This is a genomic window from Acetobacter tropicalis, from assembly GCF_001580915.1.
GTDB lineage: Bacteria > Pseudomonadota > Alphaproteobacteria > Acetobacterales > Acetobacteraceae > Acetobacter > Acetobacter tropicalis.
Genome location: NZ_LHZQ01000211.1, coordinates 50,223 through 73,051, shown reverse-complemented (window position 1 = coordinate 73,051; position 22,829 = coordinate 50,223). Strand labels below are relative to the sequence as shown.

The 22,829-nt window shown below is 57.1% G+C and carries 21 protein-coding genes and 1 tRNA gene; 6 read left to right on the top strand and 16 right to left on the bottom strand.

All coding sequences use genetic code 11. The annotated features are described in order from the left end of the window. Positions 1-162 precede the first annotated feature (162 nt). Positions 163-1,089 carry a rhamnan synthesis F family protein gene (locus AD944_RS10500; protein ID WP_052427117.1) on the bottom strand — a complete coding sequence of 309 codons (927 nt, stop codon included), beginning with the start codon at positions 1,087-1,089 and terminating at the stop codon, positions 163-165. 113 nt (positions 1,090-1,202) lie between these two features. Between AD944_RS10500 and AD944_RS10495 the strand changes: the two genes are divergently transcribed. Next, positions 1,203-1,472, top strand: a complete 270-nt coding sequence (locus tag AD944_RS10495) for an HU family DNA-binding protein (protein ID WP_006557723.1) — start codon at positions 1,203-1,205, stop codon at positions 1,470-1,472. A 133-nt stretch (positions 1,473-1,605) separates the two neighbouring features. Here AD944_RS10495 and AD944_RS10490 read toward each other — a convergent pair whose 3' ends face one another. The 4 genes from AD944_RS10490 to AD944_RS10475 all read right to left on the bottom strand — a co-directional run bounded on the left by AD944_RS10490 (position 1,606) and on the right by AD944_RS10475 (position 6,668). Continuing rightward, positions 1,606-2,856 carry an MFS transporter gene (locus tag AD944_RS10490; protein ID WP_045541785.1) on the bottom strand — a complete coding sequence of 417 codons (1,251 nt, stop codon included), beginning with the start codon at positions 2,854-2,856 and terminating at the stop codon, positions 1,606-1,608. 50 nt (positions 2,857-2,906) lie between these two features. After that, positions 2,907-3,839: a methylisocitrate lyase gene (gene prpB, locus AD944_RS10485; protein ID WP_045541784.1), complete on the bottom strand. Its 933-nt coding sequence runs from the start codon at positions 3,837-3,839 to the stop codon at positions 2,907-2,909. Then, positions 3,836-5,008 (bottom strand): bifunctional 2-methylcitrate synthase/citrate synthase, encoded by a 1,173-nt coding sequence (prpC, locus tag AD944_RS10480; protein ID WP_045541783.1) that lies wholly within the window; start codon positions 5,006-5,008, stop codon positions 3,836-3,838. The genes prpB and prpC overlap by 4 nt, the downstream gene beginning before the upstream one ends. Before the next feature lie 79 nt (positions 5,009-5,087). Then, positions 5,088-6,668, bottom strand: coding sequence for an MmgE/PrpD family protein (locus AD944_RS10475; protein ID WP_045541782.1), 1,581 nt, complete (start codon positions 6,666-6,668; stop codon positions 5,088-5,090). A gap of 119 nt (positions 6,669-6,787) precedes the next feature. Between AD944_RS10475 and AD944_RS10470 the strand changes: the two genes are divergently transcribed. After that, positions 6,788-8,206: a helix-turn-helix transcriptional regulator gene (locus AD944_RS10470; RefSeq protein ID WP_045541781.1), complete on the top strand. Its 1,419-nt coding sequence runs from the start codon at positions 6,788-6,790 to the stop codon at positions 8,204-8,206. Between the two features lie 28 nt (positions 8,207-8,234). On the opposite strand, the gene AD944_RS10465 is transcribed toward AD944_RS10470, so the two are convergent. The 5 genes from AD944_RS10465 to AD944_RS10445 form a co-directional block, all read right to left on the bottom strand. Continuing rightward, positions 8,235-8,309 (bottom strand) — tRNA-Gln (locus AD944_RS10465). A 74-nt stretch (positions 8,310-8,383) separates the two neighbouring features. Continuing rightward, a complete protein-coding gene (locus tag AD944_RS10460; protein WP_045541780.1) occupies positions 8,384-9,028 on the bottom strand; it encodes a TetR family transcriptional regulator in 645 nt (214 codons plus the stop codon). A gap of 100 nt (positions 9,029-9,128) precedes the next feature. Further along, positions 9,129-9,950 (bottom strand): pyrroline-5-carboxylate reductase, encoded by an 822-nt coding sequence (gene proC / locus AD944_RS10455; protein WP_045541779.1) that lies wholly within the window; start codon positions 9,948-9,950, stop codon positions 9,129-9,131. After that, positions 9,950-10,450, bottom strand: a complete 501-nt coding sequence (locus AD944_RS10450) for a type III secretion system chaperone family protein (protein WP_035382550.1) — start codon at positions 10,448-10,450, stop codon at positions 9,950-9,952. The genes proC and AD944_RS10450 overlap by 1 nt, the downstream gene beginning before the upstream one ends. A 92-nt stretch (positions 10,451-10,542) precedes the next feature. Beyond that, positions 10,543-10,833: an accessory factor UbiK family protein gene (locus tag AD944_RS10445; RefSeq protein WP_035382658.1), complete on the bottom strand. Its 291-nt coding sequence runs from the start codon at positions 10,831-10,833 to the stop codon at positions 10,543-10,545. 401 nt (positions 10,834-11,234) lie between these two features. Between AD944_RS10445 and AD944_RS17085 the strand changes: the two genes are divergently transcribed. Next, positions 11,235-11,405 (top strand): hypothetical protein, encoded by a 171-nt coding sequence (locus tag AD944_RS17085; protein ID WP_006557708.1) that lies wholly within the window; start codon positions 11,235-11,237, stop codon positions 11,403-11,405. After that, positions 11,402-12,328, top strand: a complete 927-nt coding sequence (locus tag AD944_RS10435; RefSeq protein WP_045541777.1) for a DnaJ C-terminal domain-containing protein — start codon at positions 11,402-11,404, stop codon at positions 12,326-12,328. The genes AD944_RS17085 and AD944_RS10435 overlap by 4 nt, the downstream gene beginning before the upstream one ends. Before the next feature lie 100 nt (positions 12,329-12,428). Here AD944_RS10435 and AD944_RS10430 read toward each other — a convergent pair whose 3' ends face one another. Beyond that, on the bottom strand, positions 12,429-12,845 hold the full coding sequence (locus tag AD944_RS10430; RefSeq protein WP_145912797.1) for a hypothetical protein: 417 nt from the start codon (positions 12,843-12,845) through the stop codon (positions 12,429-12,431). A 179-nt stretch (positions 12,846-13,024) separates the two neighbouring features. Between AD944_RS10430 and AD944_RS10425 the strand changes: the two genes are divergently transcribed. Beyond that, positions 13,025-13,321 carry a hypothetical protein gene (locus AD944_RS10425; RefSeq protein ID WP_035382558.1) on the top strand — a complete coding sequence of 99 codons (297 nt, stop codon included), beginning with the start codon at positions 13,025-13,027 and terminating at the stop codon, positions 13,319-13,321. Positions 13,322-13,430: 109 nt separating this feature from the next. On the opposite strand, the gene AD944_RS10420 is transcribed toward AD944_RS10425, so the two are convergent. The 5 genes from AD944_RS10420 to AD944_RS10400 all read right to left on the bottom strand — a co-directional run bounded on the left by AD944_RS10420 (position 13,431) and on the right by AD944_RS10400 (position 19,862). Continuing rightward, on the bottom strand, positions 13,431-14,189 hold the full coding sequence (locus AD944_RS10420; protein ID WP_045541776.1) for a 2OG-Fe dioxygenase family protein: 759 nt from the start codon (positions 14,187-14,189) through the stop codon (positions 13,431-13,433). Next, positions 14,182-16,836 (bottom strand): mechanosensitive ion channel family protein, encoded by a 2,655-nt coding sequence (locus tag AD944_RS10415; protein WP_373317149.1) that lies wholly within the window; start codon positions 16,834-16,836, stop codon positions 14,182-14,184. Before AD944_RS10415 ends, AD944_RS10420 begins: the two co-directional genes overlap by 8 nt. A 33-nt stretch (positions 16,837-16,869) precedes the next feature. Continuing rightward, on the bottom strand, positions 16,870-17,514 hold the full coding sequence (locus AD944_RS10410; RefSeq protein ID WP_045541775.1) for an RDD family protein: 645 nt from the start codon (positions 17,512-17,514) through the stop codon (positions 16,870-16,872). Positions 17,515-17,582: 68 nt separating this feature from the next. Then, entirely contained in the window at positions 17,583-18,830 is a 1,248-nt protein-coding gene (gene argJ / locus AD944_RS10405; RefSeq protein ID WP_045541774.1) for a bifunctional glutamate N-acetyltransferase/amino-acid acetyltransferase ArgJ, read from the bottom strand. Between the two features lie 75 nt (positions 18,831-18,905). Continuing rightward, positions 18,906-19,862 (bottom strand): peptidylprolyl isomerase, encoded by a 957-nt coding sequence (locus AD944_RS10400; protein WP_035382566.1) that lies wholly within the window; start codon positions 19,860-19,862, stop codon positions 18,906-18,908. A gap of 236 nt (positions 19,863-20,098) precedes the next feature. Between AD944_RS10400 and secA the strand changes: the two genes are divergently transcribed. After that, positions 20,099-22,822, top strand: a complete 2,724-nt coding sequence (secA, locus tag AD944_RS10395; protein WP_045541773.1) for a preprotein translocase subunit SecA — start codon at positions 20,099-20,101, stop codon at positions 22,820-22,822. Positions 22,823-22,829 lie beyond the last annotated feature (7 nt).

The window sequence follows — 22,829 nt, the reverse complement described above, 5'->3', positions numbered from 1 at the left end:
CCGGGCTTAACAGCCCGGTTTTTTTGTGAGTATTTCCTGAAAATAGAAAGTTTTAGTATTATAGAAGAACGTTTTGTATTTTTTCAAAAAAGAAAAAGTTTGATGATTTTCAAATATTTTACAAATAAAAATAAGAAAATTTTTATTCTAAAAAAGAAATAATTACCTGAAATTATCGAGCATGTTCATCATTTTATAAAGTGCCCGCCCTTTCCATGTTGAGCTTTTCTGGAGGGAGCGGGGGGGATGCTGGGCAAGGTATGATTCAATCCAGTCTGGGTCAAAACCGCTTTTGGCAGGGATGAGGGAACGCCAGTTTTTTATTTCCGGCAGAGCAAAGGGATTATCGCGCAGTAATTCCTGTTTGAGAAACGGAACACGACCGGACCGAACAAAGGACCGCCAGTGAGAATGCATGGGGTTGGTGGGAAAGAGGCGTGCGAATGCATTGTTTTCATCCGTCCATAAGGCGTGAAGAGACAAGCCTGCGGAGCGCAGGGCAACGGATAACCCAAGTTCCCCATGCCAGATAATTTCTTCCCGTGTCATGCTCTCATAGGGAAGAGAGAATACCCTTTGTACGGCATCCTGTTCAAACGTCGTGCGGGAAAGACCGACAAACCAGGATTGTAAGTGAGGTGTAACGGCACGGGAGGCAACAAGCCCCCATGCAGGCTGTGTATCGGCCTGCAAGGTTCGGAGGAGTGGGGGAAGAGGGGCAAGGGGCCCAAAAACACTATCATTGGCAAATAGAATATAGGGTGCTGCCCGTGTAATGCCTTTATCAATTAGAAAACGCCATGCACCAAAATCAAGCCCCCCATTCGGGCGGTGCCACACGGTAAAAGTGTGTCTGTAACAAAACTGACGTGTTTTTTCTGTTATAACTGAGCAACCCGAGAGTACAACATGCACATTCAGACCGCATAGTTTGAGATTTTTCAGGTAAAAACAGGTATATGGCGGCAAATTACCATTTGGCGCATAGGCGGCAAACAGGCACACTGAACCTGCTGGAAGAGGGGCTGAGAGAGCCCTTTCGACCTGGTTTTCGCTGATGGCTGCGGGAGAAATCGAAACTGAATGCATTTTTAAGTTGGTTTTTTCGTAAAAATATGACTACAAGCCGCGAGTGTTGTTGGTTATCCTAACCGAATAATTGTTACTCACATAGTTCTGTCTGAAAGGGAGATACGGTCTCAATGAGCAAGGCCTTTATTGCTGCGGTGATCCAGGATTCGATCAACTGCACCGGCGTGGCCGCCAATCAGGCAGCGAACGATCTGATGGACGCGATCATAGAAGAACTGAAGCGGGAAGGTGGGTTTACCCTACCTTCTTTCGGAACGTTTACTGTGCGCAAAACCAAGGCTCGCAAGGCGCTGAATCCGCGCACGGGTGAGCCTGTGAAGGTGAAAGCCGGCAAGACCGTTCGTTTCAAAGCCAGCCCCAACCTGAAAAAGGCGGTCTGAGCTTTATACGCCGGTAATTAGGAAACAGTTTAGTTTTAGTACAATGTTTCTTGAACGAAACAGCCTGGAGGGGAAACCTTTCAGGCTGTTTTTGTATGGGTGATCTTGATCGCGTTCGATGTGTGGATCACGGCTAGTCCGGTTTGATGTCTTCCAGCCGATCAAGTTGCCTGAGACCGGGGAACATGATCATCCACAGGCCCGTAATGGCCAATGTCCCCAAGCCTCCAACCACAACGGCAGGGACGGCGCCGATCAGGCTGGCCAGCATGCCGCTTTCAAATTCGCCAAGCTGGTTGGATGAGCCAATAAACAGCATGTTCACGGCGGAAACGCGCCCACGCATTTCATCTGGTGTGCCTAACTGAACAAGAGAACTGCGGACCATCACGCTGATAACGTCCGCCCCGCCCAGAACCGCCAGCGCCAGAACGGAGAGCGGAATGGAGCTGGAAAGGCCAAACAGAATGGTGGCAACGCCGAAGATGGCGACGGAAACAAACATCCACTGCCCAGCGTGCCGCCCCAAGGGGTAGCGGGCCAGCACAGCGGCTACGCCTAACGCCCCAATGGCAGGAGCTGCCCGCAGAAGACCCAGCCCCCATGGCCCAGCGTGCAGGATGTCCGTGGCGTAGAGAGGCAGCATGGCGGTGGCGCCCCCTAACAGCACAGCAAACAGATCAAGCGAGAGTGCACCCAGCATGGTGGGGCGGCGGCGCAGGAAGGCGATGCCCCCAAAAACCGCCGCCAGACTCGCTGGCTGCCTGGCACGGGCGGGAAAGCGGAGCGTCATGGAAAAGGTGGCGAAGGCCGAGATGGCAAATCCAATGGCGCAGAGGGCGTAGCAGACGTCGGCTCCCAGCCCATAAAGCAGCCCGCCTAAAGATGGCCCCGCGATGGATGCCACCTGAAAAAGGGAGGAAGAAAGTGCTGCCGCCTTGGGAAAAACCGCAGCGGAAACCATGGAGGGCAAAAAGGTCTGCTGTGCGGGCATTTCAAAGGCGCGACACATGCCAAACAGGGCGACCAGCCCATAAATCATGCCTGGAGCCAGATGATGGGTGAAGGAGGCCACCGCCATGAAGGCGGCTGCTATGGCTTCGATGGTCTGGCAGGTGATGACAATCCGGCGTCTGTCATGCTGGTCCGCCGCGTGGCCTGCGGGAAAAATGAACGCAACCATGGGGAGGAACTGTGCCAGCCCCACAAACCCGAGCGCGGCGGCGCTGTGAGTGAGGGCATAAATTTGCCAGCCCACGGCCACGGCCTGCACCTGAGAGGAAAAAGCAGACAACGTGCGCGCTGTCAGAACGGCTTTCAGGCCGGGTAAAGCGAGAAGAGGCGTAGAAGCCGCCGGATGATCTGTCATGATGAGGCTGTTCATAGCAGGATAACAGTGCCGGAACAGCCTCTGGCGCAAAAACGGCTGTGTGATCAGGCCGCTTTAGGAGTACCTGCCCGTGTTTCAGGCAGGACGGTGGTGATGATGCTGGCATCCAGCGCTTCGTACTCGTGATAGCGTAGGGTTTTGTAGAGTTCTTCCCGAGTCTGCATGCGGCTCAGCATGGCTTCCGTGCTGCCGTTCTGGGCCAGTGTGGCGTACAGGTCCGCCTGCGCCTTGTTTGCAACTCGTAATGAACTGACAGGCCAGATGACCATGCGGTAGCCCATTTCCTGGAACTCCGACGCTGTGAAAAAGGGCGTGCGTCCAAATTCCGTCATGTTCGCCAGAAGGGGCACATCCGGCAGGCGGCGGGCGAATTCGCGGAACATCTCCGCCGTTGTCAGCGCTTCGGGGAAAATGGCATCTGCCCCGGCTTCATAATACAGGCGGGCGCGGGCAACGGCCCCGTCCATGCCTTCCTGTGCGGCGGCATCCGTGCGGGCAATGACCACCATGTCCCGCCGGGCTTTGGCGGCGGCGGCCACTTTCAGCGCCATATCATGCGGTGTGCTGAGCTTTTTATCGTTCAGATGGCCGCATTTCTTGGGCAGAATCTGATCTTCCACATGCACGGCGGCGGCTCCCGCTTCTTCAAAGGCCCGCACCATGTTCATCACATTCAGAATTTCCCCATAGCCCGTGTCTCCATCCACCAGCAGCGGCAGTTCCGAGGCGCGGACAATCTGGCGGATGAAGAAACAGACCTCGTCAACCGTGATAATGCCCAGATCTGGCAGGCCCATGCTGGCTGTCATGGCGGCGCCGGAGAGGTAGAGGGCATTGAACCCGGCATCCTTTGCCTGCAAGGCCGCTTGCCCGTTATGCGCACCGGGCAGTTGCAGGATGCCTGGCTGCGCCAGCAGTTGCCGGAACCGTTGGCCAGCAGGAATGGTGGGCTGCGTTATGCCTGTCAGGTACGTCATGCTGCGTTCTCCAGTCCATCCCGTTCATGCAGGGAAGGGAATCGGCGGTTTTCGGGGCCGGTATAGGTGGCGGAGGGGCGGATGATCTTTCCGTCCTGCCGTTGTTCCAGAACATGCGCGCTCCATCCTGCTGTGCGGGCGATGACAAACAGGGGCGTGAACATGGCGGTGGGAATGCCCATGTGGCTGTAGGCCACGGCACTGAACCAATCGAGATTGGGGAACATCTTGCGCTTGTGCGCCATCACTCCCTCAATCCGTTCGGCCACATTATAGAGGCGGCGTGACCCGCTTTTCTGCGCCAGCTTCAGGGCGGCCCGCTTGATGATCTCGTTCCGGGGGTCCGAGATGGTGTAAACTGGGTGCCCGAAACCGATGATTACTTCCTTGGCGTCCAACCTGCGGAGAATGTCGGTTTCGGCGTCTTCTGGGCTGGTGTAGCGCTGCTGGATTTCAAGCGCGACCTCGTTCGCCCCGCCATGTTTGGGGCCACGAAGCGCACCGATTCCCGCTGTAATGGCGGAATAAATGTCCGATCCCGTGCCCGCCACCACACGGCAGGTAAAGGTGGAAGCGTTGAACTCATGCTCTGCGTAGAGAATGAGTGAGCTGTGCATGGCGTTTACCCAGTGTTTGGGCGGCGTGCGTCCGTGCAGCAGGTGCAGGAAGTGCCCGCCAATGCTGTCATCCTCCGTTTCTACGGCAATGCGGCGGCCATGGTTGGAGAAATGGTACCAATACAGCAGCATGGACCCCAGGCAGGCGATCAGCTTGTCCGCTATGGTGCGGGCTCCAGCACTTGGGGTATCCGGCCGTTCGGGCAGAACACAGCCCAGGGTGGAAACACCCGTGCGCAGAACATCCATGGGGTGTGTTGCGGCTGGCAGGGACTCCAGAACGCGCATTACGGCATCTGGCAGGCCCCGCAGGCTGCGGACGCGTTCTTTATAAAGCTGTAGCTCAGCACTATTGGGCAGATGCCCATGAATCAGCAGATGGGCGACTTCTTCAAAGGAACAGGCTTCGGCCAGATCCTGAATGTCATATCCCCGGTAGTGCAGATCATTCCCGCTCTGGCCGACGGAGCACAGAGCGGTGTTGCCTGCTGAAACGCCAGAAAGAGCCACGGATTTTTTCTGGCGGGGATGGAGCGTCGTGGTGTTGTCCATATCACGGGTCTCCCAAATTGCGGGTGCCTTGACGGCACTTTTTATCTTGTTGGTGGCGATGTGGTCAGGCTGGTAAGGGTCAGGCCGAAGTGGCCAGAACCGGGGTTTCTCGTGCAGGTGCGTCCGATGGGTTCTGGCGGGTTGCGCTTTGGCTGAAGTCAAAAATGCCGGGGTTAAGATTCCGCGAGATACGGTTGGGGGGCACCACAAGGTCCAGCGCGAGCAGATCGGCCGGTTTCAGATCAGGCAGCCTTTGCACCAGTTCCAGAAAACGTTCGGATTCGGAAGGCGAGATCAGATCTTCCGTCAAAGTCTTGAACTTGCGGATGTAGTCTGCTCGCTGCCAGGGCGTTCTACCCAGCGGATGGGCATTGGCTACAGCCTGTTCTTCTTCCAGAACGCGTCCGTCTTTCATGCGGATGATGATCTTGCCGCCAAACGCTTTTACGGCCGGGTCTTCCGCATGGTAACGCGCCGTCCATTCCGGTGTTTCCACGGTGCGGATCTTGCGCCACAGGCGCACGGTATCCGGGCGTTGAGCGCGTCCGGGCTCGTAGGAATGGACGTGGTGCCAGCGACCATCCTGCAGGGCCACTGCCACAATATACATGATGGAATGATCGAGCGTTTCACGCGATGCCGTGGGGTCAAATTTCTGCGGGTCGTTTGAACCGGTGCCGATCACATAATGGGTGTGGTGGCTGGTTTCGATCAGAATGTCTGCCACATCCTCAAAGTTTTCAATCTGCTTGCCTAGACGGAAGGCCAGATCAATCAGCGCCTGACTCTGATACTCAGCAGAATGTTCCTTGGTGAAGGAGGAGAGAATGGCCCGTTTGGGCTCGCCGGGTGCGGGGAGGGGTACGGTGTAGTGCGCGTCCTTCCCGTCCAGCATCCAGGCAATCACGCTGTCTTCCCCTTCATAGATCGGGCTTGGTGCGCCTTCCCCCCGCATGGCGCGGTCCGTGGCTTCCACGGCCATTTTTCCGGCATGGGCCGGGGCAAAGGCTTTCCAGGAGGAAATCTCGCCCTTGCGGCTTTGGCGGGTTGCGGTGGTAACGTGCAGAGCCTGCCCAATGGCCTGATAAATAACGGCGGGCGGCAGTTTGAGCAGTGTGCCAAGGCCAGACGCTACGGAGGGACCAAGATGCGCCACGTGGTCAATCTTGTGCTTATGCAGGCAGATGGCGCGGGTGAGATCAATCTGGATTTCGTAGCCGGTGGCAACGGCTCGGATCAAATCCGCACCGGAGGAGGCGCATTGTTGGGCTACCGCCAGCAGGGGAGGGATGTTGTCTCCCGGGTGGGAGTAGTCCGCTGCCAGAAAGGTATCGTGATAATCCAGTTCGCGCACGGCAGTTCCGTTGGCCCACGCGGCCCATTCTGCATGCACGCGGATATCCGGCCCCAGTCCGAACAGGGTGGCCCCGCCGGGGTGAGCGTGTGCGACAGCCTGAGCCCGCGCACTCATGACCGGATGCCGGTTGAGAGACGCCAGCGCGACGGAGGCGTTATCAATCACGCGGTTGATGACCATTTCCGCCACCTCGGGTTCCACCGGCACAGGGTCAGCAGCAACTTCGGCAATTTTCCATGCCAGTTGTTCTGTGCGGGGCAGGCGGTCGGTTTCGGGGTGAACGGTGACATGATGAGACTGCATGGTCAGACCCTTTGATTTGTATCCTTGGCCTGAGTGTTGCAGAGTAGCCCCCCAAGAAAGAAGCTGGATAAAAGCGGAAAGAGGCGAAGAAAAACGCCCGCATTGCAAAGATTGCGAACATGAAAAAACCAGCCACAAAGCTGTTTGTAGGAAGCCGGTTGAACACGCTGCGGCAGCAAGCCGGATTGACGCAGGCCGTTCTGGCGCAAAAACTGGGTATTTCAGCCAGCTATCTGAACCAGATAGAGCGGGATCAACGCCCCCTGCCGGAGCGACATCTGGAAGATGTGTGCCGGGTGTTTGGCGTAAGCCCTGCATATTTCAGCGATATGGAAGAAGTGCGTCTGGTTCAGGCTTTGCGGGAAGTTCTGGCAGACCCCCTGTTTGACGCAGCCCGACCGAATTTTTCAGAAATGCTGACGACCGTGCAGAAAGCACCTGCACTGGGGCATGCAGTTATGCAGCTTTACAGTGCCTACAGAAATGCACAGGAGCAGGCTGCATCTCTGGCGGATGCACCGCCGCAGCCCGTGATAGAGCCGTATGAAGCTGTAGGGGACTGGGTGCAGGCCAATCACAATTATTTTCATGCACTGGATAGTGCGGCTGAAGCCCTTTACGGCAAGCTGGCCCCGAAGGAAGGATGGTTGCACCCCGCACTGATACAGTATCTGCAGGATGAGCACCGCCTTCAGATTGTAACAGATCACGCCCTGGAGCAGCGCGGCGTGCGGTGGCGTCTGGAGCAGAAAACCAATACTCTGTTTCTGTCTCAGGATGTTTTAGCAGAAGATAGTCTGTTCTGTCTGGCGCAGGTGGTAGGGCAACTGGAGCAGGGGGCCGTGATGGACCGTATTCTGCGGCGGTCCGGCCCTAAAGGGGAGAACGCCCGCGCTCTGGCCCGGCTGTATCTGGGCAATTACTTTGCAGGAGCCCTTCTGCTGCCTTATGAATTATACAGAACGGCGGCAGTGGAAATGCAGCATGATATAGACCGGCTGCACCGTCGGTTTGGTGTCAGCTTTGAGCAGGCCTGCCACAGGCTAAGCACGTTTCAGCGCCCCGGGGCGGAGGGTATCCCGTTTTACTTCATGAAACTGGATATTGCAGGAAATATTCTGAAAAGTTTCTCCGCCAACCATTTCATGCAGTCCCGTTTTGGCGGTCCGTGTCCTTTGTGGAACATTTTTCGGGCCTTCACCACACCGGGGCAGGTACAGGTACAGCTTTCCCGCATGACGGATGATGTTGTCTACCTGAACGTCGCGCGCACCGTGCGGCATAGCAGCATGTCCTACTTTGACCGTCCCCGGCAGGTTGCCGTGGTGCTGGGGTGCGATATTCGGCATGCTGGGCGGATGATTTACGCTGCCGGGCTGGATGTGGCCGACCAGCGCAACGCCGTGCCTATTGGCCCTGGTTGCCGGGCCTGCGCACGGGATGATTGCCGCCATCGTTCACTGCCGGTTTCTGGCCGAGGTATAGATGCTGGCAGCGAGGAACGCGGCGTGGTGCCTTACCGTGCAGCGCGCACGTAAATGATAATTATGGAAATATAGGAAACGATGGCTGGGGCGGGAGGATTCGAACCTCCGCATGGCGGAATCAAAATCCGCTGCCTTACCGCTTGGCTACGCCCCACCAGAAATGCGGTTGGCCTCTATTAAGACCAACCAGCACGGTTCGTAAAGATGCTGGATGCGCTGTTTTTGCTCTTACAGCGTATTTTCAGCATGCGGGGACTGGGGAGGCTCGGGTTCAGCAAACTCCAGATCGGGCAGGCCGCCCTCACTCAGTCCGGTATCAGCCGGGAACAGACGGAAGCGGGCGGCCTTGTCCAGTGCCTGATCCAGTGCGGCCATGGTGGTGCCCATATCTTCACTGTCATCTTTTTCCCACGTGCGGAGGGTGTGGGTCCAGACACCCACTACCATGTTCACGCGTACAAGGCCGCCCAGCCCTGTGGTGCTGATTCCTGCAGCATCGGCCATCCAGCGCATGCTTTCCAGCGTGGCGCCACCCAGCAGAAGCGCAAGAGGGGGATCAAACGGCAGGGTGCGGAGCACAGCCTTGATTCCGTTGCGGTATTGCTGAAACACATCCAGACGGCGCATCAGCAGATCAAACAGGCGCTCCCGAGAACTGCCGGTGGCCGTATCATCCGCCAGTGCGGAATCATCGGCTATGCGACCCAGACGCAGAAGCACAGACGCCCGAAACGGAAAGCGCTCCCGTGTTTCCGGCAGGGGCAGCCCAGCGGTGCGCGCAGCATCAAGAAGCGAAACGGAAGACCATCCACCCTGTTCTGCCTGCGCCATGGCAGCGGCCAGAAGGGTTGTATCAAAATCGTCAGTATCCATTGTGAAAGGCCTGTTAGCGGAGAAAATCAATCAGAGAGCGGCCCATTCTGTCCGGACACCATGGTGGTATGCGGGCAGAAAAGGCCAGCGGTCAGAAAAGTCAGGAAGAAAGTTCTTTGGCGCGGCGTGCCGCAGCCTGTATGGCTTTGGAAACCGTGGTAGGCCAGGCATCCGGGGCCATCAGAACAGCCAAAGCTGCAGCCGTGGTGCCACCAGGGCTGGTGACACGTGTGCGGAGTTCAGCCGCATCAAGCGGCGACTGATCCATCAGGGCACCCGCGCCGAATATCGTCCGGCGCGCCAGTTTTCTGGCAGTCTCGGCAGGAAGCCCTTGCTCCACGCCAGCTTTTTCCATCAGTTCGGCCAGCAGAAAGACATAGGCGGGCCCACTGCCAGAGACGGCGGTTACGGAATCGATCAGATCTTCCTGCTCCACCCATACGGTTTCTCCCACAGCCTGCAAAAGCTGGTCACAATACTGCTTTTGCTGATCTGTTACGGTGGGAGCGGCGTAGAGCCCGCTTATGCCTGCCCCAATGGCGCAGGGTGTATTGGGCATGGCGCGGATAATGGTTGGCTTGGCTGCACTGTTGGCCTCGCTGAAGCGTTGCGCCAGATTTTCAACCGTACGTCCCGCCATCACGGATAGCAGGGGCGTTGTGGGGAAGCGTTGCCCAAGTTCCCCCAGAACCTCATTGGCCTTCTGTGGCTTTACAGCCAGAATAATAATGTCTGGCGTGAAGTCTGCCGGAATATCGGCCAGTGTGCGGGCATGCTGGTGCGGCGCGGGTAGCGTGTGGTCATGACGATCCATGACCACAGAGGGAGCAAGCCCATGGCGAATCCAGCCTTCCAGCATGGCTCCGCCCATTTTGCCGCATCCAACCAGCAGTACGGATGGCAGAAGAGAACTGGTGTTCATCAGGCTTCTCCCACGCAATCCAGCATGGCGGCCGCCAGCGCATCTGCCGGGTTCTGCCCACCCCAGAGGAAAAACTGGAATGCGGGATAAAAACGCTCACACTCTGTCAGGGCGATGTCGATCAGGTCTTCAAACATCTCTACGGAAAGGTGTGCGCCGCGCAGAAGCAGGGCGTGGCGGAACAGCAGGACGCCGTCTTCCTGATCCAGACTGAAATGCCCGATCCAGATGCGTTCATTGGCCATGCCGATCAGTTCATACAGGGTGCGTTGCTGCGGGGCCGGGGCCTTCAGATCAAACGCACACGTAAAATGAATGGCACCCAGTTCTGCCGACCATGAGAAGAACAACCCGTAGTCACACCATTTTCCGGGTGCTTCCACGGCCATTTCTGTCAGGTTGCAGCGTTCAAAGTTCCAACCTAGGCCGCCAATAACCTGTTCCATCAGATCAAGCGGGTTGGCGGGGGACAAGGTGGTATCAGTGCTTAACGCGGGCATGGCTCACTCTCAGCTGCGGGGGTGATGCGGGCAGATGTTCTGGCCGAATGGCAAAAGCCTGCTTTCGCCATTCCCGGAAAAAGCGGAACGGTTCAGGCCTGATGGTGAGTGTGGGTACCGTGAGCCTTGTGCTCCAGTGCTTCCACACGTGCTTCAAGGGCTGCAATGCGGCGTTCGGCTTCTTCCTGCCCGATGCGGGCCTGCGCTGCGAGTTCGCGCGCAACTTCAAATTCTTCACGGCGTACAACCTGAAGGCTGCTCAGCACTTCATCCACGCGGCTGCGCACAATGGCGTTGATTTCTTCCCGCACACCGGTCAGGGCTGAAAAAGCGCCACCGGCTACGCCGGCCAGATCATCAAAAAAGCGCGGTTTGTCAGTCATCACCGGTTCTCCACTCAAAAAGTCGCTTTGGCAGGTTGGTTTTTCTGTCAAAGCTGTTCAGTCTCCTTAGGCTTATAGTGAGTATGATGGCCTGAGGCTATTGGTTCTTTGGAAATGTCTGGGCCGCCTGTTGCTCAAACACCGCAACGCAAGGCAACGGGCCTACGGTAGCGGAAGTGCTTTCCCGCAGTGGCAGGCAGATATGGGGGCAGAGAAGGTCGAGTGTTTCTGGCGGGCAGGGCGAAGGGATTTGCGGACGGGAGTGAGAGGCTGGTGATCGTCCTTGTCCATTGACCATGGATGAGCCCGTTCCCATTATTATTATCAAGATATTGAAACCATTGAAGGTACACCAAAAAACCGGGTGTGCTTTCAAAAAGGAAGTGGAGAAAAAGACTATAATGAACACGCTATCGGCGGAGGCTTTTCTGAAACCTCGGCTAGAAGCTCTTGTTGCGGAGGCAGAGAAAGCCGGGTTTGCTCAGGATGTGACCATCGCTCTTCTGATCAGTCTGCTTGATACGGACAACTTCGCACCGGCTTCTGATACAGCACAGGGAGACAAGGCATGAGTGCGCGTGATCCGTATGAGGTGCTTGGCGTCTCAAAAACGGCCAGTCAGGATGATATCCGCAAGGCGTATCGGAATCTGGCCAAAAAATACCACCCCGATCTGAACCCTGGGGATAAAAAGGCGGAAGAGCAGTTCAAGGCCATTGGTCAGGCGAACGAGCTTTTATCTGACCCTGAAAAACGCGCCAGATTTGACCGGGGTGAAATTGATGCCTCCGGGCAGGAGCGTATGCATCCCGGTTATGGCGGTGGCGCAGGCTATCGTGATTTTGGGGAAGGCATGGGGGGCTTCCGTTATGGTGGCCCTGGCGGTCCCGGTGGTCCGGGTGGCGGTTTCTCGGAAGAAGATCTGAGCGATCTGTTCGGGGGGATGTTTGGCGGGGGCGCACGGGGCCGCCGTGCCGGCCCGCGTAAGGGTGCCGATCGGTCCTATTCTCTCAAGGTCAGCTTTCTGGAAGCAGTGAATGGCGGCACGTCCCGCATTACGTTGCCAGAAGGTGCCACGCTGGATGTTAAAATCCCGCCCGGCATAGAAGACGGACAAATGCTGCGTCTACGTGGCAAAGGAGAGCCCGGAGCGCAAGGTGCGCCGCATGGGGATGCCCTGATTACCGTAACGGTGCTGCCAGATGCCCGCTACACGCGTGATGGATTTGACCTGCACGAAACATTGCCGGTGGACTTGAAAACAGCAGTATTGGGCGGCTCCATTACCGTGCCAACCCCAACAGGGGATGTGAAAATGAACGTCCCTGCCGGGTCTGACAGTGGCAGCAAGCTGCGTTTGCGCGGCAAAGGGGTGCAGGCTCATGGCTCCCGTGCAGCAGGCAATCTGTATGTCACGTTGCAGATCAAGATTGGCAAGGCAGATGCGGCATTGGAAGAGTTTTTGAAAAACTGGACACCGGAAACGGCATCCTGAGACCCCAAGCTGTTTTGAAATCTGCTCCGTCTAACCAAAAACGGCTCCCGTCTTAAAAGTAGGGGAGCCGTTTTTTTGAGGGGGCTCGGTTCTGCTGGCTTCAGTCATCGCGGTAGAGAGGGAGATCCATCTTGTGGTTGTCCTTCCCGGTAATATGGATCTGTGCGCTATTTTCTGAAATCAGGGAAAATGTGAGCGTTGCGTCCGCTGTCGTGCCTTTCCAGGATGTGCCGGACTGACGGGCGAGCGAAAAGCGATCCTGCCCAACAATTTTCTTGAGGGAATCCGGCAGTGTCACCAACAACCGGGCCGCCGGTCCAAACGCCTTGTTGGCCGCTACGGTCACAGGGCTCATGGCCATGATGGCCCATTGCCCTTCAAACAGGCTGGTGGGGTATTGCGTATGGGCATCCGCCAGCGGCGGAGGAGCATCTGCGGCATGCCCAGTGGAGGGCAGGGCGGCACTGGTGCCCAATGCAGCTACGCAGGCAAAAGACAGAGCAAACAGGCGTTTCATGGCAGGCTCTCCAAAAAGATGGCTTCCTTTCATGTGCCTGCCTGGACGCGGTTCGTCCATACCCTGAGGGTGGGAGGCGGGCGCTCACTATTTGGCAAGCGCCCTTGACGGAGGGATGATTGATCACCAGATCAGTGTGTATTACAAGTCTGTATTGCAAAAAATGAAAGGGTTTTGCCATGACAGGAACAGAGTCATCTTATGATGCATCCGTCCCCATGCAGCCCTTCACGCCGCAGCAGGAACCGAGTGCACATGACGCAGCGGTGGAAGAAACACGGAACACGGTAACGGCTGAAACCTCCGCCGAGATGGCGGACCCCGTTATTCCTGTAACACCTGCCCCCGTTCAGGCGGCCCCAGTGAAGGATCATGACGTTAGTATGAAAGAAATTGTTCAGATGGTGGGCGCAATGGCGTTTGTGTTTGGTTTTGCCGCCCTTGGCCTACACGCTATTTCTTATGTAGGATATTGATCCTGTTCTGAAGAAATAGAATCTGGATTTTACGTCAGTGCTCTCTGTGTGACGTTTCAAGTTGCTTCTTACATCCTATAAACAGTAGGCGGCTGCCTTAAACGGCACCTTATTGGTGCCGTAGAGTGACAACCAGAACATCTCGATGCGCCGGGCGGGATGCGTCAACGGGTTTCACGGGCGTTACCCCGTGATAAACCCGGCTATCATTAACAAAAGCGGTATCCAGCGGATGGGTCAGGGTAAAGCTGCCCACCGTCTTGCGATTGAGATCATGAATGGTGGTCTCCCCGCTCGCAATGTTTTCACGGCTCACCATCAGAACACACACCCAGTCCACACCGTCCCGGTGAAGTCCTTCTGGCGTTGGCTGACCGGCGGAGTCCGGGCTTGCCTCAATGCGGAACTGGTGCACTTCCGCATGCCATGCATGTGGCCGCTGTTCTGCGGGGGTGAGGTCTGAGGCAATGCGATGTGTCAGTTTCAGAATTGCCAGCAGTGCCGGGTGGTGGCCCGTTGCGGCGGTGACTGGCTTGAACCAGCGTTCAATTCCTCCATTCAGGGTATTGTAGTCTCGGCTCTGGTAATGGGGCTGGTGGGGCTTACGCAGAATCTCGTCCTGCGTGAGGGAATATGTGGCGTAACGGCGGCGGCGGTAACGGCCGCCATCCGCCATATACCGATCTACTCCCAGATGGTTCCAGCTTTCGGCAAAGTCATTCCATTGCTTCAGGCCAAACTGTTCCAGCAGGGGGCGCATGAAGGTCTCCTGCTGGTAAGTGAACCCCGTCTCAGCCAGCGGGTCTTCCAGAGTTTTGACCATTTGCAGGATGGTCTGACCAGAAGGACAGTCTGTATCATCAGGCATGAGCTGGACCTTGAGGTGAGGGTTTGCCCTGCGGCTTTTCGTCAGAAGGCGAGACGGCCTGAGTGGGCTGCGCATCCGCCAGGGAGGCGGCTGGTGCTGAGTGTGCGGCAGTTGATCCTGTGCCTTGTGGCTGGGGTGGCACCCATTCCGGCATGGCGTCCATCGCCAGATGCATGGCGTTGCCCGGTGGCGTGGTATAGTAGGACGTTGGCGTGTAGAATTTGACCCCGGCTTGGGCCATCCGATTTGCCAGACGGCGATAGAATTCGCGCTGGACCTTCCACTTCATCATGGGAGCGGTGCGGATGGTGCCGATTAGCACAGCACCGTTGCCGTCGCTGCTGTCCACGCCGAGGTCATTATAATCAGAGAAAATAATATGACGGAACGCTTCTTCTGATCGCATCTCCTTGATCACAGTGCTCATAATATAAGCCACTTTTTGAGAATCTTCCGTCAGGTCAAGTGTCTGTCGGACAATGATCTGATTAAAACCTTTGCCGGTATTGGCGATGGAGGTAACGGATGAGAACGGGATGATGTGTAGATCTCCATCAAAAGATCTGACACGAAGTGTTCGGATCGAAAGCTGTTCCACTGTGCCTGCAACACCGCTGGTTGTGACCCAGTCTCCTACCTGAATGGCGTCTTCCGCCAGCATGAAGAAGCCCGTGATCACGTCTTTCCACAAGCTCTGGGACCCGAAAGACAGGCCCACACCCAGAATTCCGGCACCTGTCAGCAGGGGTGTGACATTGATCCCGATCTGGGAGAGCGTTGTGACGGTGACAATCACCACAATGAACACCAGCAGCACGGTACGGATAATGGGCAGAATGGTGCGTAGCCGCGTGGCCCGAGCTGACTGGGAGGATGTTGTGTAACGGTCAATCTGCTTGTTCAGTAGGCCGTTGATAACTTCCCACGCCACGGAGGCGATGATCAGACCCAGTGTCAGGATCACGGCGGCGCTGACCAGACGCGAGCCAAGCGGATTTTCAAAGAAGAAATGGAAGCTGGGGATGTTCCAGCTCTGCGCAATGCTGATGGCGGCAACAAAGACGATAAAGACCGTCAGCATGCGCCGCACGAAGGGATAGTAATAATCCGCCCGTTTTTGCAGACCGGGATATTCGGCCTCCACGGCATCGCTGATACGGAACAGACGATCCTGCAACCCGTAAGCCAGCACAGCGATCAGACGCGCGAGAACTAGGCAGACAAGCGTGAGCAGGGTGCCACGCAGGATCCACTGATAGCCGCCCTTCAGGTGTGCGGCCCACACAAACCACAGAGCAATATCCAGGAACAGGACGGGAATCCACCAGAAGCGCGCCATGGCCCCGACAAAGGCCCAGAAGGCATTCTTACGGAGTTCAGGGGACGGCTGGAGCGAATTGGCCACAATATGGCGCACCCGCCAGATAAAGGCGGCAATGATCAGATGCTGCACCAGCACCACTGCACGGAGCATGGCTTCCGTGCCGCGGGGGGCCAGATTGAATTCGCTGCCCAGTGTGGAAAGACAGATGACCAGAGAGGGAGCAGCAACCAGTACGTTCCACCACCGGGTCAGCATCCGTGCCGTGTTATCCTGCGCAGGGATAAGCCGGATGGCCGGAGAACGAGGGGCGAGCCCTGTTTCCAGAAGCAGGTACAGGCCACGCGCCACAACATAGGCGTTTGTCAGCGTAATGGTGACGGTGCGCGCCTGCGATGTGGTGGTCAGAAATTCCGCGCCCAGATAGCCGATGGCCAGAACCACAACCACGGGCAGCAGTTTGAGCAGGAAGTGCAGGAAATTGTAAGGCACACGCACCAGATAGCGCATGACTTCATTCCGCCGTCTCTGATCATCCGCGCGGGTCTGAGTGTTGTCTCCATCGGGTGTGGAGGTTGCCGCCTGCACGGTTTCGACTGCGGCCGAAGCTTCCTGTTTGCGTTCGCGGGCTTCCGCATGAGAGGTGACAGCGGTAAGCGGCTTTTTCAGCATCAGGCTGGTGCCGCGTTCCAGAGCCAGAGCTGCCAGCAGAATGATTGCGGCGCGGCTGAAGGCGTCCAGCAGGGTTTTCCGGGTTTCCGGATTGCTGATCTGGCTGCGGAACCATGAGCCGACAAACCCCAGATCCTTGAACAAACCGGCAAAGTTCTGAACATATCCCTGCATGGATGATGTCAGATTATCCAGCTCTGAATTGACATCGCTATCTACAACGGCTGGTGCGGAGGAGGCGGGTTTGGCTGCTGGCGCTGCGGCAGGCAGGCCTTTTGCCATCAGGGAGAGTGTGTGAGTGAAATCCTCGCGCTTTTTCGGGTCATTCAGCACGTTCAGAAGCTGTTGGGCATCATCCTTGCTGAGCGAGCCTGTTGCGCTGGAGGCTGAGGCCGGGGTCGTATCAGCCGCGTGCGCCAGAGAGGCGAAACCGGGTGCCAGACCTGCCAGAAACAGGCAGAGGCAGCAGAGCGTAAAGAAAGATCTGCTCCATAAAGATAAAGACGAAGAAAAAGCAGATTGAGTTCTGGTCGAGCCCCGCTCCAGGCTTGTTGCCGCCATGGCGTGCCGTCTCCTTGTATTCAGCGCGATGAGAGAATGGGCGGTGAATGCCCGATAAGTGCGCTCAAGGGTAGGGGGCAATTCCGGCAGTATCAAGACCGCCGGAGGGCAGGGATGGCCGGCGTTTCAGGAACGGGGTTCGAAAGTCACAACCTGTGCAGTTTCAGACCGGATAACCAGCGTATCCGCAATCAGGTCATGCAGCGCCTGTTTGTGGCGGGTGAAAGCCACCATCAGCACCCCGATGTAAAAAAACGGGAACGAGATGAAGGCCTTTACCAGAAAACGCACCGTCGCCCGGCCAATGGAAATCTGTCTGCCGCGGGTGGTGGTGACTTCCAGACGGCATAGCCGTTTGCCCGGTGTGGCGCGGAAGGAGGACGATTCAAAGAAAATGAAATACAGGGCCGGAAGCAGTGCCAAAAACAGGCTGGGCAGATGCCAGTTGCCTGCATGAATATGCGGAATAAGGACGGAAGCCGCTTCCGGCTGCACGAAGGAGGCGATATCCACAACATCCATGGTCTGGCCGGATGCGTCGGGAATGGGGGTTTCCTCCCATTCCACTTTCAGGTCAGGCAGCATGAAGAAGCCCAGCACGCCATCCACCACGCTCAGAATGACGCTATCAATTATAAAAGCCCACACACGCCACCAGAAGCCAGCGTAAATCCACATCGGGCGGCCAATGCCCTCCTGCGGCGTATAGAAACCGTTATCCGAATGTTGCGACGGGCCTCCCCAGCCGGGCGGCAGATCAGAAGCGGACATCAGGCCTGTTCCTTAAAAACTGTTGCTGGCGAAGCAGCGAACATGAACCGTCCGTGTGGGCGGCGGGGCTAACTGCGGTAGGAGCCGTTGATATCAATATAGCCGTGGGTCAGATCACAGCTCCAGACCTGAGCTGATCCTGTGCCAAGGCCAAGATCAACGGCGATATCAATTTCCTGCCGCTTCATATGGGCAACCACGGGGGTTTCATCATAGTCCGCCACAACCGTGCCATCACGGGCAATGCAAACACCGCCTATTGAAACGGAAAGTGTGTCACGGTCTGCCGGTTCGCCGCATTTGCCTACGGCCATGACAACGCGACCCCAGTTTGCGTCTTCTCCAGCAACAGCGGTTTTCACCAGCGGGGAATTGCCAATGGCCATGCCAACACGCCATGCGGACGCATCAGAGACTGCACCCGTCACCCGAATGTTCATGAGCTTGGTGGCCCCTTCTCCGTCCCGAATGACGAGAAGTGCCAGGTCATGCAGCACCGCTTTCAGGGCTGCGCGGAAATCTGCCAGTGCAGCGTCATTCAGGGCGTCAATTTCTGCTGCAACAGGCGGATTCTGTGCCGCACCTGTGGCGAACAGCAGAACCATGTCTGAGGTGGAGGTATCAGAATCGACCGTGATGCAGTTGAAGGTGGTTTTGACATCTGCTGAAAGCAGGCTTTGCAACACAGGTGCCGGAAGAGCGGCATCGGTCGCCACGAACGCCAGCATGGTGGCCATATCTGGCGCAATCATGCCGCTGCCCTTGGCAATGCCCTGAATGGTCACAGTGGTCCCGTTCAGTGTGGCAGTGCGCACAGCGGCTTTCGGAAACGTGTCAGTGGTCATGATGCCGCGTGCTGCGGCTTCCCACCCGGTGTCGCTGAGTGCAGTGTGCAGCGCGGGCAGCGCATTTGTAATGCGCTCATGCGGAAGAATCGCCCCGATCACACCAGTGGAGGCCAGATAGACGGCATCCAGCGAACATCCTGCCAGTTTGGCTGCGGTTTCCGCCGTGGCTTCACAGGTTTCGCGGCCTGCGCGACCGGTAAAGACGTTGGCGTTCCCGGCATTGACCACCAGCGCCCCTGCCTGTCCGTGCGGTAGCACGGAGCGGCACCAGTCAACCGGTGCGCCAGCACATTTTGTCTGGGTAAAGACACCCGCCACCGTGGTGCCGGGGGTAAACTCGGCCAGAACCAAATCTGTCCGGCCTTTGTAACGGATACCTGCTTCCGCCGCGCCAAGGCGCACCCCGCGAATAACACCAAGCTCAGGAAGAGGCCGGGCGAGAGGAGAAACGGGGAGGGCGTGTGCCATAACGCTTTATGTCCTTGAAACGGCAGAACCGCCATGCAGGAGGCATGGCGGCTGGAAGAGGGTGGGCAGGTTAGATTATTTTTTGGCAGGAGCAGCCGGTGCCGCGCCCGGTGTGCCGGGAGGAGGTGCATCAGGAAGCTGCTTGCCGGTTGAGGGATCAAACCGGACAATCTTGACATTACTGGTGGCTTTGCCAACGGCTTCACGCACGTATTTCTGGATCAGAGCCTGACGGATCTTGTCTTTCACGCTGTCCAGGGACGGCACGGGATCGGTGCGGGTATCAAGCACCTGAATGACATGGTAGCCATACTGGCTCTTGACCGGCGTGCTGCTGATTTCGCCTTTTTTCATGGCGAAAGCGGCGGTTGAGAAGGCCGGAATCATGTCTTCCTTCTTGAACCAGCCCAGATCACCACCGTTCTGCTTGGCGCTGCCGGTATCGGTTGAAACTTCTGCAGCCAGCTTGCCAAAGTCTGCGCCAGCTTTCAGCTTCTTGATAACATCAGTAGCTTCAGCTTCGGTCTTGAGCAGGATGTGGCGGGCATGCACTTCCTGTTCCGGCGGCTTGCCTGCGTAATTCTGCTGGTAATACTGCTCAATGGCGGCATCCGTCAGTTGCGGCGTAACCTGTTTGGACAGCCATGCATTCTGCAGCGCATTGATGGAAGCAGCATCCATCATTTTCTTGACGTCTGGCGTCTTGTCCAGACCTTCCTTGCGGGCAACAATCTGGATGGCTTTCTGATCAGCCAGCTGATTGACCAGCATCGGGAAGATCAGGTTCGGCGGCAGCTGACGCATCTGCGGTGGCATGTTGGACAGGGCGTCCTGCACATCAGACACCGTGATTTTTTCACCATTCACGGTTGCGACCACGGCATTGGGGTCTACCGGCTTTGCTGGAGGAGCTGCTGGTGTGGCAGGAGCTGCTGCCGGTGCGGCAGGAGCCGCAAAAGAAGAAGCAGAAAAGGCAGTGGAGGCAAGCAGGGCCGTAGCTGCAAGAGCGAAGGCCTGTTTGGTAAACCGCATGAGGACAAACCCTAAACTAAGGACTAAACAGTGTTACCTCTATGAAGGAGGCTCCCCAGCCCTGCAAGCCCTCTTGCCGGGTGCAAGGCAAGAAACCGGGGTGATTGGTTGACCGCAGGCGGCCTCGGCCCTATTTTGCCCCCGAGCCACTCCATGCTGATGCCTTGTTCTGTCTCCGCCGGTCTGGTTCCGGATGGAAGGCGGAAGGGGTCGCGCATTGTTCCGGAAAGGTTTTCATGCTCGCAAGCTTCGTCCGCGCCCTGTTCGGCACTGCCAATGATCGGACGCTCAAGATGTTCCAGCGCCGCGTGCCGGAAATCAACGCCCTGGAACCCCAGATGCAGGCGCTGGATGACGCCGCGCTTGCAGCCAAGACGGGAGAGTTTCGTGACCGGCTGGCCCAGGGGGCCACGCTAGACAGCCTCCTGCCCGAAGCGTTCGCTGTGGCGCGTGAGGCATCCCGCCGGGTGCTGGGTATGCGGCATTTTGACGTGCAGCTTATTGGCGGCATGGTGCTGCAGGCTGGCCGTATTGCCGAAATGCGCACCGGCGAAGGCAAGACGCTGGTGGCAACGCTGGCAGTGTACCTCAGCGCCTTGGCTGGCAAGGGCGTGCATGTGGTGACGGTGAATGATTACCTCGCCTCGCGTGATGCTGCCGAGATGAGCAAGCTCTACGGTTTTCTTGGGCTGACCACCGGGACGATCGTGCCCAACATGCCTGATGAAGCTCGCCGTGCGGCTTATGCGGCGGATATCACCTACGGCACCAATAACGAATTCGGCTTCGATTACCTGCGCGATAATATGAAATATCGCCTGGAAGAGATGGTGCAACGCCCCTTCTACCATGCCATTGTGGACGAAGTGGACTCCATCCTGATTGATGAAGCCCGCACACCGCTCATTATTTCCGGCCCGGCGGAAGATAGTTCCGAATTGTATCGGGCGGTTGATGAAGTGGTGGTCCGGCTGGTGCAGGACCTCTCCACTTACGATAAGGACGAAAAATTCCGCAGTGTCGTGCTGACGGATGCTGGTTCCGATAAGGTGGAAGAGCTACTGCGGGAGGCTGGCGTGCTGGATGAAGGCGGGTTGTATGACCTGCATCATGTGGCTGTGGTTCATCACGTGCAGCAGTCTCTGCGCGCCCACACCCTGTTCTCGCGCGATGTGGATTACATCGTGCGGGGCGGCAAGGTGGTGATTATTGATGAATTCACCGGCCGCATGATGGAAGGCCGCCGGTATTCGGATGGGCTGCATCAGGCGCTGGAAGCCAAGGAACATGTTGAGGTCCAGCAGGAAAACCAGACGCTGGCCTCCATCACCTTCCAGAACTTCTTCCGTCTTTATCCCAAACTGTCCGGCATGACCGGTACGGCCATGACCGAGGCCGACGAATTTGCGGAAATCTACAAGCTGGATGTGGTGGAAATTCCCACCAACCGGCCAGTTGCCCGCAAAGATGAAGATGATGAGATCTATCTGACGGAAGCGGAGAAATTCGCGGCTGTCACGCGTCTTATCCGTGAGGTGCATGAGCGCAACCAGCCTATTCTGGTGGGCACGACCTCTATTGAGAAAAGTGAAGCGCTTTCCGCCCTGCTGAAGCAGGAAAACATTCCCCATAATGTGCTCAATGCCCGCTTCCATGAAATGGAAGCCAAGATTGTGGCGCAGGCGGGGTCTCCGGGTGCTATCACCATTGCTACCAACATGGCCGGACGTGGGACGGACATCAAGCTGGGCGGCAATGTTGACATGCTGATAGAGCAGCAGCTTGAAGGCATGGAGCCGTCACCGGAACGGGATGCGGCCGAGCAGGCCATTCGGGACCGTGTGACCCGTGACCATGAGATTGTGAAGCAGGCCGGTGGCCTGTTTGTTATCGGCACCGAGCGGCATGAAAGCCGCCGGATTGATAACCAGTTGCGGGGTCGCGCCGGGCGTCAGGGTGATCCGGGCAATTCGCGGTTCTTTATCTCCTTGCAAGATGACCTGATGCGCATTTTCGGGTCTGACCGTATGGGCGGCATGTTCCAGAAAATGGGCATGAAAGAAGGCGAGGCCATTGTTCACCCCTGGCTGAGCAAGGCGCTGGAACGGGCGCAGAAAAAAGTTGAAGCCCGCAACTTCGACATGCGCAAGAACACGCTCAAATATGATGACGTGATGAATGACCAGCGCAAGGAAGTGTACGCCCAGCGCCGGGAATACATGTCTACCGAGGATGTGTCCTCCATCATTGCGGAAGCGCAGGAAGATGTGATTGACGCCATGGTGGCGCGCCATATTCCTGAAAAATCCTTTGCGGAACAATGGGATGTGGACGGCCTGCATGCGGCTGTAAACAAGACATTCGCACTTGATCTGCCGATTGCCGAATGGTCGAAGGAAGACGGCATGGATGCGGAGCAGGTTGCTGAGCGCATCAGTCAGGCTGCTACGCAGGCACATGCCGCCCGGGCTGCCAATCTTGGCCCGGATCTGATGCGGTTCATTGAAAAACAGGTCTTGCTGACCACCTATGATGCCGTTTGGAAAGAGCATCTGCATGCGCTTGATCAGATGCGTCAGGGCATCGGGCTGCGGGCATACGGCCAGAAAGATCCGCTGAACGAATACAAGCATGAGGCCTTCCAGCTCTTCACCATCATGCTTGAAGAAATGCGCGAACGCGTTGTGTCTCTGGTGGCGCGCGTGGAAGTGGCTCCGGCTGGCACGGTTGATCCGTTTGCGGATACAGCAGAAGTTCACGCAAACCCGGAAATTCCCGGCTTTGAGTCCGAACCCGGACCGGGATTGTCTCCGGGTGCTGCGCCTGAAATGGCAGTGCCCATCGGGGCCAGCGCCATCATGCCGGATGATCCGTCAAGCTGGGGCGAAACACCGCGTAACGCGCCATGCCCCTGTGGTTCAGGCAAAAAATATAAACATTGTCATGGCCGCCTGATCTGAGCAGGCG

What these genes read in the sequence shown, in the direction of transcription:
- AD944_RS10500 (WP_052427117.1), bottom strand. Translation starts at nt 1,089, where the DNA reads ATGCATTCAGTTTCGATTTCTCCCGCAGCCATCAGCGAAAACCAGGTC.
- AD944_RS10495 (WP_006557723.1), top strand. Translation starts at nt 1,203, where the DNA reads ATGAGCAAGGCCTTTATTGCTGCGGTGATCCAGGATTCGATCAACTGC.
- AD944_RS10490 (WP_045541785.1), bottom strand. Translation starts at nt 2,856, where the DNA reads ATGAACAGCCTCATCATGACAGATCATCCGGCGGCTTCTACGCCTCTT.
- prpB (WP_045541784.1), bottom strand. Translation starts at nt 3,839, where the DNA reads ATGACGTACCTGACAGGCATAACGCAGCCCACCATTCCTGCTGGCCAA.
- prpC (WP_045541783.1), bottom strand. Translation starts at nt 5,008, where the DNA reads ATGGACAACACCACGACGCTCCATCCCCGCCAGAAAAAATCCGTGGCT.
- AD944_RS10475 (WP_045541782.1), bottom strand. Translation starts at nt 6,668, where the DNA reads ATGCAGTCTCATCATGTCACCGTTCACCCCGAAACCGACCGCCTGCCC.
- AD944_RS10470 (WP_045541781.1), top strand. Translation starts at nt 6,788, where the DNA reads ATGAAAAAACCAGCCACAAAGCTGTTTGTAGGAAGCCGGTTGAACACG.
- AD944_RS10460 (WP_045541780.1), bottom strand. Translation starts at nt 9,028, where the DNA reads ATGGATACTGACGATTTTGATACAACCCTTCTGGCCGCTGCCATGGCG.
- proC (WP_045541779.1), bottom strand. Translation starts at nt 9,950, where the DNA reads ATGAACACCAGTTCTCTTCTGCCATCCGTACTGCTGGTTGGATGCGGC.
- AD944_RS10450 (WP_035382550.1), bottom strand. Translation starts at nt 10,450, where the DNA reads ATGCCCGCGTTAAGCACTGATACCACCTTGTCCCCCGCCAACCCGCTT.
- AD944_RS10445 (WP_035382658.1), bottom strand. Translation starts at nt 10,833, where the DNA reads ATGACTGACAAACCGCGCTTTTTTGATGATCTGGCCGGCGTAGCCGGT.
- AD944_RS17085 (WP_006557708.1), top strand. Translation starts at nt 11,235, where the DNA reads ATGAACACGCTATCGGCGGAGGCTTTTCTGAAACCTCGGCTAGAAGCT.
- AD944_RS10435 (WP_045541777.1), top strand. Translation starts at nt 11,402, where the DNA reads ATGAGTGCGCGTGATCCGTATGAGGTGCTTGGCGTCTCAAAAACGGCC.
- AD944_RS10430 (WP_145912797.1), bottom strand. Translation starts at nt 12,845, where the DNA reads ATGAAACGCCTGTTTGCTCTGTCTTTTGCCTGCGTAGCTGCATTGGGC.
- AD944_RS10425 (WP_035382558.1), top strand. Translation starts at nt 13,025, where the DNA reads ATGACAGGAACAGAGTCATCTTATGATGCATCCGTCCCCATGCAGCCC.
- AD944_RS10420 (WP_045541776.1), bottom strand. Translation starts at nt 14,189, where the DNA reads ATGCCTGATGATACAGACTGTCCTTCTGGTCAGACCATCCTGCAAATG.
- AD944_RS10410 (WP_045541775.1), bottom strand. Translation starts at nt 17,514, where the DNA reads ATGTCCGCTTCTGATCTGCCGCCCGGCTGGGGAGGCCCGTCGCAACAT.
- argJ (WP_045541774.1), bottom strand. Translation starts at nt 18,830, where the DNA reads ATGGCACACGCCCTCCCCGTTTCTCCTCTCGCCCGGCCTCTTCCTGAG.
- AD944_RS10400 (WP_035382566.1), bottom strand. Translation starts at nt 19,862, where the DNA reads ATGCGGTTTACCAAACAGGCCTTCGCTCTTGCAGCTACGGCCCTGCTT.
- secA (WP_045541773.1), top strand. Translation starts at nt 20,099, where the DNA reads ATGCTCGCAAGCTTCGTCCGCGCCCTGTTCGGCACTGCCAATGATCGG.